The sequence below is a fragment of the Desulfobacula sp. genome, from assembly GCF_021107415.1.
This window is the reverse complement of record NZ_JAIOSW010000477.1, coordinates 1-8,683: the sequence shown is the minus strand read 5'-3', so window position 1 is coordinate 8,683 and position 8,683 is coordinate 1. Positions and strand designations below refer to the sequence as shown.

The 8,683-nt window shown below is 41.8% G+C and carries 9 protein-coding genes and 1 pseudogene; 6 read left to right on the top strand and 4 right to left on the bottom strand.

The annotated features are described in order from the left end of the window. From K8S13_RS23830 to K8S13_RS23810, 5 genes are all read left to right on the top strand, one after another. Positions 1 to 1,077, top strand: a 1,077-nt coding sequence (locus K8S13_RS23830; RefSeq protein WP_291466224.1) for an SLC13 family permease, incomplete at its 5' end; no start/stop codon positions are given. Positions 1,078 to 1,099: 22 nt separating this feature from the next. Further along, positions 1,100 to 1,246, top strand: coding sequence for a hypothetical protein (locus tag K8S13_RS23825; protein ID WP_291466223.1), 147 nt, complete (start codon positions 1,100 to 1,102; stop codon positions 1,244 to 1,246). Between the two features lie 46 nt (positions 1,247 to 1,292). Next, positions 1,293 to 1,817 (top strand): YIP1 family protein, encoded by a 525-nt coding sequence (locus K8S13_RS23820; protein ID WP_291466222.1) that lies wholly within the window; start codon positions 1,293 to 1,295, stop codon positions 1,815 to 1,817. A gap of 68 nt (positions 1,818 to 1,885) precedes the next feature. Next, entirely contained in the window at positions 1,886 to 2,788 is a 903-nt protein-coding gene (locus K8S13_RS23815) for a response regulator (RefSeq protein ID WP_291466221.1), read from the top strand. A gap of 99 nt (positions 2,789 to 2,887) precedes the next feature. Continuing rightward, positions 2,888 to 3,784 (top strand): sulfite exporter TauE/SafE family protein, encoded by an 897-nt coding sequence (locus K8S13_RS23810; RefSeq protein WP_291466220.1) that lies wholly within the window; start codon positions 2,888 to 2,890, stop codon positions 3,782 to 3,784. Between the two features lie 22 nt (positions 3,785 to 3,806). On the opposite strand, the gene K8S13_RS23805 is transcribed toward K8S13_RS23810, so the two are convergent. Beyond that, positions 3,807 to 4,670 carry a response regulator gene (locus tag K8S13_RS23805; protein WP_291466219.1) on the bottom strand — a complete coding sequence of 288 codons (864 nt, stop codon included), beginning with the start codon at positions 4,668 to 4,670 and terminating at the stop codon, positions 3,807 to 3,809. Between the two features lie 311 nt (positions 4,671 to 4,981). On the opposite strand from K8S13_RS23805, the gene K8S13_RS23800 reads away from it, so the two are divergent. Then, the gene (locus K8S13_RS23800) at positions 4,982 to 5,629 is read left to right on the top strand and encodes a GNAT family N-acetyltransferase (RefSeq protein ID WP_291466218.1); all 648 of its coding nucleotides are present in this window, start codon (positions 4,982 to 4,984) and stop codon (positions 5,627 to 5,629) included. Positions 5,630 to 5,713: 84 nt separating this feature from the next. On the opposite strand, the gene K8S13_RS23795 is transcribed toward K8S13_RS23800, so the two are convergent. From K8S13_RS23795 to K8S13_RS23785, 3 genes and pseudogenes are all read right to left on the bottom strand, one after another. After that, positions 5,714 to 6,163 carry a response regulator gene (locus K8S13_RS23795; protein ID WP_291466217.1) on the bottom strand — a complete coding sequence of 150 codons (450 nt, stop codon included), beginning with the start codon at positions 6,161 to 6,163 and terminating at the stop codon, positions 5,714 to 5,716. Between the two features lie 57 nt (positions 6,164 to 6,220). Beyond that, positions 6,221 to 7,936 (bottom strand): PAS domain-containing sensor histidine kinase, encoded by a 1,716-nt coding sequence (locus K8S13_RS23790; protein ID WP_291466216.1) that lies wholly within the window; start codon positions 7,934 to 7,936, stop codon positions 6,221 to 6,223. 285 nt (positions 7,937 to 8,221) lie between these two features. Next, positions 8,222 to 8,683: pseudogene (locus K8S13_RS23785) on the bottom strand (hypothetical protein); the annotation flags it as partial.

The window sequence follows — 8,683 nt, the reverse complement described above, 5'->3', positions numbered from 1 at the left end:
TTCTTTTTGATCATAGCCCCTCTGGCACCATTTATATCTGATCATGCCCTGGCTGCCATGTTTCTTCCCATTGGAATGCTGTTATACCAGAACAGCCTTACCGAGGAAGTCCCCGAAGACAAGGAACTGGCTAAACTGCTCATGATTTCCATTGCCATGGCCTGTAATATCGGTGGGCCGGGAGCGCCTTCCGGCGGGGCAAGAAATGTGATCATGATGACATATTTAACCGATATGTTCGGCGTTGACGTTGGTTATTTCCAATGGGTTACTTATTGTTTTCCGTTTGTCATCGTCATGATTCCCGTTACCTGGTTTATCACCAATCTTCGTTTCAGGCCTAAAATTGTCTCTCTGGCACCTGCCATGGATCATCTAAAGACGGAAATTGATAAAATGGGATCATGGAATGGAAAACAGATATGGGCTTTGATCATATTTGTAATCATGGTATTTGGATGGTTTACGGAAAAAGTATTTTTTAATATGGGCATTTATCCCATCCGGCTGGGCATTGGTGTCATTGCCATAGCAGGTGCGGTTGCCTATATTTTGACCGGAGTCTGCAACTGGCGGGATTACCAGGACAAAGTGGATTGGGGGGTTGTCTGGCTTTACGCGGGTGCCATTATATTTGGAAGAACCCTGGATTCCACCGGTGCAGCCTATTGGCTGGCACGGTCCGTCATCGATTTTTTATCACAATTCGGCATGGAAGCAGGCCTTCCGTTAATGGCAGTCAGTAACGGATTGACGTCCATTTTAACAAATCTTATGGCAGACGGACCTGCTGCGGCTTCTGTGGGACCGATTGCCCTGAACATGGCAGGCATGGTTCATCCCGGAACCTCTTATCTCCCGTTCATGGCCATGGCAACCGCTATTGCATCTTCTTTTGCGTATTGCCTGATTATCGGCACACCGCCCAATGCAATTGTTTACGCCAGTGGATACCTTGAGCCCAAAGATTATCTCAGGGTGGGTATTCCCATGTTTTTCGTTGCCAATGTTGTTTTACTCCTTTTGACCGGTGTTTACTGGACATTAAGAGGATTTGGCACAATGCCGGGGTTTTAACTCATTTTAAATGGATGTTGATATGAATAAACAAATAAAAAATACAGAATCGAAAAAAACAATACTGAAAAATGGGAAACTGCTTTTCACCAAAGAAACGGAACGAAAATTCTTTTTCTTTATGACAATCTTCATGCTGGTGATGGGTATAGTTGTAAAACTGGTATGACTTTAGAATTGGAATCAATATCTGAAGATATTCAAAGGAGAGTGCGATGATGTTGGAATCCACTTTAAAAAGCTGGCGGTTTTATTCTTATTCTCTGATTCAGCTTTTGATTGAACCCGGATTATTTTTCAAGGAACTTGCCGAGAAGACAACTTTGAGAAGGACATTAGGATTTATGGTGATTTGCTGTGGCTTTTTTGCCGGTGCAAGTCTTTTAACCGGAGCCTATTCCAAACCTGTCTGGATAATGGCAATCATTTTTTTTGTTAATGCCGCAGGAATGATCATTATTTCATCATTACTGGGATATACGGCAATGGTTCTGATCTTTGGAAAACGCAGCGCTTTTTCCATTATATTCAGTTTGTATGCTTTTTCATCCGGGGTGACCCTTTTTATGTCATGGCTGCCTTTTCTTCTATGGTTTACCGAGCCCTGGAAATGGTGGCTGATATACACAGGCTTTAAAAATACCTGTGGGTTTACATGGAAACAGGCAGTGGTAATTCTGCTGGTTTCCATGCCGGTTCAGTTTTTTTTGATTTATTCAGCAATAATAGCATTTGTTTAATAAAAGGATAAAATTCAGGTATCACGTAAATATTATGAAAAGTATTGGTCAATAAGGAGACTATATAAATGACAAAACAAATAAAAGTGTTAATGGTGGATGATGAAAAAAGGTTCAGGGATACGACCAAAAAAATATTGATGAAAAAAGGGTTTGAAACCATCCTTGCAGGCAGCGGTGAAGAGGCCCTGGAAAAAATTAATCAGAACCCGGATGTGGTTATTCTGGATATCAAAATGCCGGGGATTGACGGACACGAGGCCCTGGCAAAAATAAAAAAGCTTAAACCGGATCTTCCGGTCATCATGCTGACCGGTCACGGGGACAAGCCTTCTGCAAGAGAAGCCCTTGTTGAAGGCGCTTTTGACTACCTGAGCAAACCCTGTGATATTGATCATCTGGCAGAAAAAATTAAGGAAGCCTGCCAACAGACAAATAAATTGTCCGGTCACGAGGAAAGATGGGTTACATCTGTAATGATTCCCATTACAGAGTACTCCACCATTAATGAAAGAAAAACCATACAGGATGCCATCAACGAGCTGAAGAAATCTTTTGTTACAAAGATGGCAACAACTCAACTGATGGAAACCGGTCATCGTTCGATCCTGGTCAGGGATGCTGACAAGGAAATAAAAGGAATTTTGACCATCAGGGATCTGCTGGAAACGCTCATGCCGGACTATCTTTCCGCACCCAAGCCATCCCTGGCAGACAGTGTTGAATTTTCTCCCATGTTCTGGAAAGGAATGTTCAATAAGGGAATCCAGAATGTCAAGGATAAATGCATCAGTGACTTCATGTCACCTTCTCCGGTTTCCATTGACGGCAGATCAAACCTTATGGAGGCGGCATACCTCATGATTCAGACCAATGAGAGACGTCTTCTTGTTACATTGTCCGACAAAACCGTGGGGGTGATAAGGGAGCAGGATCTGTTTTTTGAAATGGAAAAGATTTTGAATTCATAATTGACCTGAGGGTTTTTTAAGGTTAAATAAAAAGAGTCCGGAGGGATGGTAATTGCCAGGCCATCTCCCCGGACTATACCATAGAACCCGGAGGGCAAAATGTATTTTCCGATTGCTGAAATCCATGCCAACCCGTATCTTATTTTCTTCACAGCTCTTATTGTTTCATTTTTCACTTCAATGGGCGGTATTTCCGGGGCATTTTTATTACTGCCGTTTCAAATGAGTATCCTTGGGTATACATCACCTTCTGTTTCCGCCACCAATCATGTTTTCAATATCATTGCCATTCCCAGCGGGGTCTATCGGTATATTAAAGAAAAAAGAATGTTATGGCCTTTGGCCAGGGCTATCATTATCGGAACCTTGCCCGGGGTTTTTATCGGTGCATGGGTCCGCATCGAGTATTTGCCTGATCCAAAAAATTTCAAGGTGTTTGCAGGGTTTGTTCTGCTTTATATCGGGTGGAAGCTTTTAAAGGATATTATCAGTACCAATAAAGCAGGGCAAAAAGGTGAGCCGCTAAAAAGTATGGATTTTCATAGTCTCACCGTCATGGAGTCCTCGTTCAACAAGGTTTCTTTTAAATTTGGAGGAAACGTATATGTTTACAAACAGTTAACCATATACGTTATTTGTTCTTTTGTTGGAATCATTGGCGGGATATATGGCATTGGAGGCGGATCAATTATCGCACCGATACTGGTCACAATTATTGGTCTGCCCGTACACGTGATTGCAGGGGCAGCTCTTCTGGGTACATTTGTCACCTCGGTTTCCGGTGTGATTTTTTATCAGCTTTTATCATTTGTATACCCTCACGTGGCCGTATCTCCGGACTGGATGCTTGGGGCGTTGTTCGGCTCTGGTGGAATTTTAGGCATGTATCTGGGAGCAAGGGTTCAAAAATATATTCAACCCGTATATATTAAAGGGATTTTAACCTGTTGTATCCTTTTTATCGCATTAAAGTACATTTCAGCGTTTTTTGTCTGAAAAAACCCTGGACAGCCATTCTTCACTTCAATATCGTATGGGCCATTTCTAAAAACAGATCCTGATCCCTGATAATGCCGGTTGCTTTTATAATCCCTTTGACAAGCAATAGATTTTTTTGTTCCTTATACATAAGATCCGCCACTTCCAGAAGGTTGGCGTTTTCATTAATAACCGGTGGGAGCTTTGACATGATTTCCCGAATTTTTATATCTCTTATTTCTTTCATTCGATCATAAAAAAGCCCATCCCAGAAAACAGGTGAAAATTGATAAGTATTTGGGGTGGATGCCATGTCTTCTGCAATATAATCAGGCCTTGCAGCCTTTAAAAAATCCATTATTGTCAACCCGCCAACCGGAAGGTTCGCCTCATCCAAAACCAGTAAAAACATGTGGTTGGTTTCCATTTTTTTTACAGCATCAAGTAGTGTAAGGTCTGCTGAGATTGTTGTCTGTGCACTAGTACGGGTCATTATATTTATTGCTTTTTTGTCATCGAATTTAAATCCATTATGTTTTTCCGTATAGGCGTCATGAATCCGTAAAGCAAGCATATCTATGTCACAGGGTTTTTTAAGATAATCAAATGCTTCCCTGACAAGTGCTCTTAATGCAGAATGCTTGCTGCCATACCCGGTCAGCATGATTACTTTGGTTTCAGGCGCTATTTTTTTTATTTCAGTCAGGGCTGAAAGTCCATCCATGCCTGGCATCTGAATATCCAGAACAATAACATCCTGGGGAGTGTGGTTTAAAATATTCAGGGCTTGTTCGGCGTTATGGGCAACTTTGGTTTCAAATCCTTTTTTTGTTAATAATTTTGATGTGGTTGTGCAAAACCTTTCTTCATCGTCAATTATTAAAACTTTAATTTTTTTTGTCATTTGTCCCACCTTACTTTTGGATTGTCTGACTAAAAATTATACCCTAATACTTTTATCAGCAAATAACATGCCATGAAAATTGCATTTTTAATTGTCAGCCAGGGCAATAATAATTGGAAACATTTCCAAAGTGGGATGCTTATCATCGCTTATGTCTTGGGATTTTGAAAAACTGAATATAGAGCATCTGATTGTTTGTTTTCCTGTTAATGATGGGTGTCAGTTTCTTTTACACCTTGATAAGACCGTTTTATGAAATTTAAAATGTTTTTTATGGTTGATGCATACACAAACAATGATATACTAGGTTCTTGGACAATATCCATTATTTAAGGAAAAAAACAATTAACAAATGTATTGAAATAGAAAAGGGCAAGGTTCACATTGAATCGAAATTAACCGTGGATCGTATTCAAGACTTGATATTTGCTTCTGATTTTACAAGCCATGCACACTATACGTCCATCTATACCAGGAGAGAGACCCTTGAGTGCTTTGCAAAAAAGGGCGCTGGTATAACTCTTGCCATTTTGGATAACAAAACCATTGTAGGCTTTTCCGTCCTTGATTACCCGAATGTAAAAGAGCGCTGGGCAAAATTAGGTGAGGGGATCATGATGGAGATCAAAGCCGTTGAAGTATTAAGGGGATTTAGAAACCATGGGATTGCGCGGCAACTTCTCTTCCCTCTTTTCCGTGATCCGGAATTGGAGAAAAAAATTGTTTATCTTACTGCCTATTCCTGGACATGGGACCTTGATTATTCAGGTTTAAGCGTTCAGTCCTATAGAAATATGCTGATCAATCTTTACGCTGGTTTCGGACTGATAGAGTATCTGACCAACGAGCCTAATATCTGTCTGAAACCTGAAAATATCTTTATGGCACAAGTGGGAAAAAACGTTCCTCAAGAAATCCGGGAGACTTTTAAATGGATGCGTTTCGGAGTCTCGTTTTGAGTAAAAACATTAAAAACCGGCCGCCCCTTGTTGATATGGTTTCAGAGGCGGCTCGGTACTCTCATTTGGGTCATGCCATACTGCTCAATCAAACAGCTTGAAGACAGATGAGGGTGATTCCACAACTTTTTTCAGTTTTTCTTCCAAATCCTTTTTCCAGGCCTCATCTTTTTTCCTCCATGCGCCCTCGATCTTTTCAACAAGTTCATCAATTTCGCAGGGTTTTGTGAGAAAATCATATGCACCCAGGCGGATCGCTTCTATGGCAGCGTCAACCGAACCATGGCCCGTCAGGAGAAGTGTTTCCGTGAAAAGACCCAGCTTTTTAATCTCCTTTAAGGTTGTTATACCATTCATCCCCGGCATTTTCAGATCAAGAACAACCACATCAAAATTTTCCTTTTCAAGGGCACGGATGGCACTTTCTCCGTTGTAAACAGCAGTAACCTTGTATTGCCTGTTTCCAAGCAGTTTGGCCATGTTGTCACAAAATATTTCTTCATCGTCCACGAGTAAAATTTTGCTTCCTATCATAATGTATCCTCCTTATTTAAAACCGTTAATGGTTAGCTCCTTTATATATAATCAGTCTCATTGCTGCTTCATAAGATCCTCGGGCGGTTTGAGCGGAAAGGTAAGGGTAAAGAGCGTTCCTTTCCCAATATCACTTTCAACAGCAATGTCACCCCCCAGCTGCTTCACTATGCTGTAACAGATGGAGAGACCTAAACCTGTACCCTGTCCCGGAGATTTTGTGGTGAAGAAGGGGTCAAAAATTTTATCAATATTTTGATTATTTATTCCACTTCCGGTATCCTCCACGGTAATAACGATTCCGGTTTTGTCCTTTGCAGGGCGGGTGGCTATGGTTATCATGCCGTAGCCTTTGTCTTCATGGGCCGCTATTGCATTGTTGATAAGGTTTAAAAATACCTGCTGAAGCTGTGATGGATCAGACAGGATGGGCTTAAGTTCGTCGTCCATAATGGATTTGAAACTTATGCCGTCTGATTTGGCTTCCCTTTCCATGAGATCAATCACTTCTTTTAAAAATACGTTCATATCCACTGTTTCGATGACGGATTTGGTCCTGCGCGCAAACTTCATAAGGTTTCTTGTAATATGTTTGCACCGGCGGACCTGTGTGTCGATCTGATTAAGTGATCCTGAGAATTGTTCTCCCAGGGTTTCATCTGTTATGGGTTTTGTTTTTTCCGCGTCCTGAAGAAGCTGACATTCGGTCATGATAATGGCAAGGGGATTGTTTATCTCATGGGCGACCCCTGCGGAAAGTTCTCCTATGGATGCCAGTTTCCCGGTCTGCATGAGCTGCCTGCTCATACCTTCAACCTCGTTGTCTCTTTTTTTGATAACCGAAACCATGTGACGGGTGATGAATACGGTGACAATAAGGATAATCAGTGCGCTAAGATGCAGTGAGAACATAGTTGCCCTGTTGGCATGGCGGACTTCTTCAAAAAGTTCATTTTCGTCCATTCTTACCACCAGAAGCCATTTTGGATCTTTCAGCCAGGTTTCGCAGACAATTTTTCTTGTCTTTACATCCTTGTCACCTGTTTCAAGAAACCTGAATTTCAAATCATCATGAATTCCAGCTTCAAATCCCGACGCCAACGTCATGATCTGGCCGCCGGAACCGGGAGTGGTCTGATAGATCCCTTCGCTGTTTAAAATGTATACATCACCCGTCTTGCCGATCCTTACATTTTCCACCAGGGAACGAAACCAGTCCGTGTTGATCGTGGCTCTCAGTATCCAGCGGTGTCCGCCTTCGTTTTTTATAACCGCCATTACAAAATGGGGTTCTTTCCTGAATCCCATAAACATGTCACTGGTATAGCTTCCTTTTTCCATAACTTCCTTGAACCAGAATGTGGCGGAATAGTTTTTATCTATAAGGTCATAAGGTCCGACGTAAGCCAGATGATCTCCGTTTTCACCAATGATGCCGATATCCGTCATGATCCAGGAATCAGAGTTGATTGTCTTAAAAATATGGTTGAGAAGATCATTTTCTATCAGGGAGGCCATTGAATGCGTACGGATGATGAAATCAAGTTGGGTTCTGTTTTCCTCCAGGAAAAATTCTATAATTTTCCTGTGGTAATCAACCCGGGTCTGCAGTGTTTTTTCCATCCGTTCTCTGGCAAATTTTGAATAATGAGTATTGATTGCCCATCCGGCAAGGAGCAGGGGCGCGAGCGAGCAAACCATAGTGAGGAAAGTGAACCTGCGAAAGAGACGGGAATAATGTGTCTTCTTTGTGCTTTCAAGGCTTTGATCCATGCAGCCTCCTATATGCTCTATTTTAAGATATTTTATCCATAATTATAATTTGCGTCAAGTAGATACTTTTACCTGCCTTTATCTACCTTCATCTGCCTTTATCTGCCTTTATCTAAAATACTTTCAACAAGTGTGCCAAAGGATTTTATTTGTACAATCTCATGGTAAGTCATTGGAATTTTATTATTTTTTTTAAGGCAATGAATATAAAAAAAATATGGTTTCAGCGGATTGTCATCGGACAGGAGACAGGGGTGGAAATCGCCATATGACAGTCCAGGCAGTTTATTGAAGTACCTTCCAGTATTTTTTATGGATTTTGGTGACCCTCTTGAGGCTGGACAAACGGTTGATATCACTTTTACGGATACTATCTATTTTATCCTCGCTTACACCCGGCACATTGCAGATCTCCTTCATAACGGAAAGGCCGCATTCCCTGATACCCTTTATGCTGTAGCCCCCTTCCATGACAAAGGCTATTTTTCCCCCTGTGGAGCGCTCTGCCATCTCAAGGAGAAGTGCGGTTATAACGGCGTATCCGCCCGGCGTCACCTTCATACCTGCCAGGCGGTCGTGAATATAAAGGTCAAACCCGAAAGAAACAAGAATTATTTCAGGTCTATACTCTTGTGCAACAGGCCCTGCAAGAAAATAGAGAGCTCTTCCGATGTCCCTTGCCCGGCTCCCTTTTTCCAGGGGAATATTGATTGTAAACCCCAGACCCTTTCCTTTTCCCGTCTCTTG

Coding starts and splice junctions, on each gene's coding strand:
- K8S13_RS23825 (WP_291466223.1), top strand. CDS start 1,100: ATGAATAAACAAATAAAAAATACAGAATCGAAAAAAACAATACTGAAA.
- K8S13_RS23820 (WP_291466222.1), top strand. CDS start 1,293: ATGATGTTGGAATCCACTTTAAAAAGCTGGCGGTTTTATTCTTATTCT.
- K8S13_RS23815 (WP_291466221.1), top strand. CDS start 1,886: ATGACAAAACAAATAAAAGTGTTAATGGTGGATGATGAAAAAAGGTTC.
- K8S13_RS23810 (WP_291466220.1), top strand. CDS start 2,888: ATGTATTTTCCGATTGCTGAAATCCATGCCAACCCGTATCTTATTTTC.
- K8S13_RS23805 (WP_291466219.1), bottom strand. CDS start 4,670: ATGACAAAAAAAATTAAAGTTTTAATAATTGACGATGAAGAAAGGTTT.
- K8S13_RS23795 (WP_291466217.1), bottom strand. CDS start 6,163: ATGATAGGAAGCAAAATTTTACTCGTGGACGATGAAGAAATATTTTGT.
- K8S13_RS23790 (WP_291466216.1), bottom strand. CDS start 7,936: ATGGATCAAAGCCTTGAAAGCACAAAGAAGACACATTATTCCCGTCTC.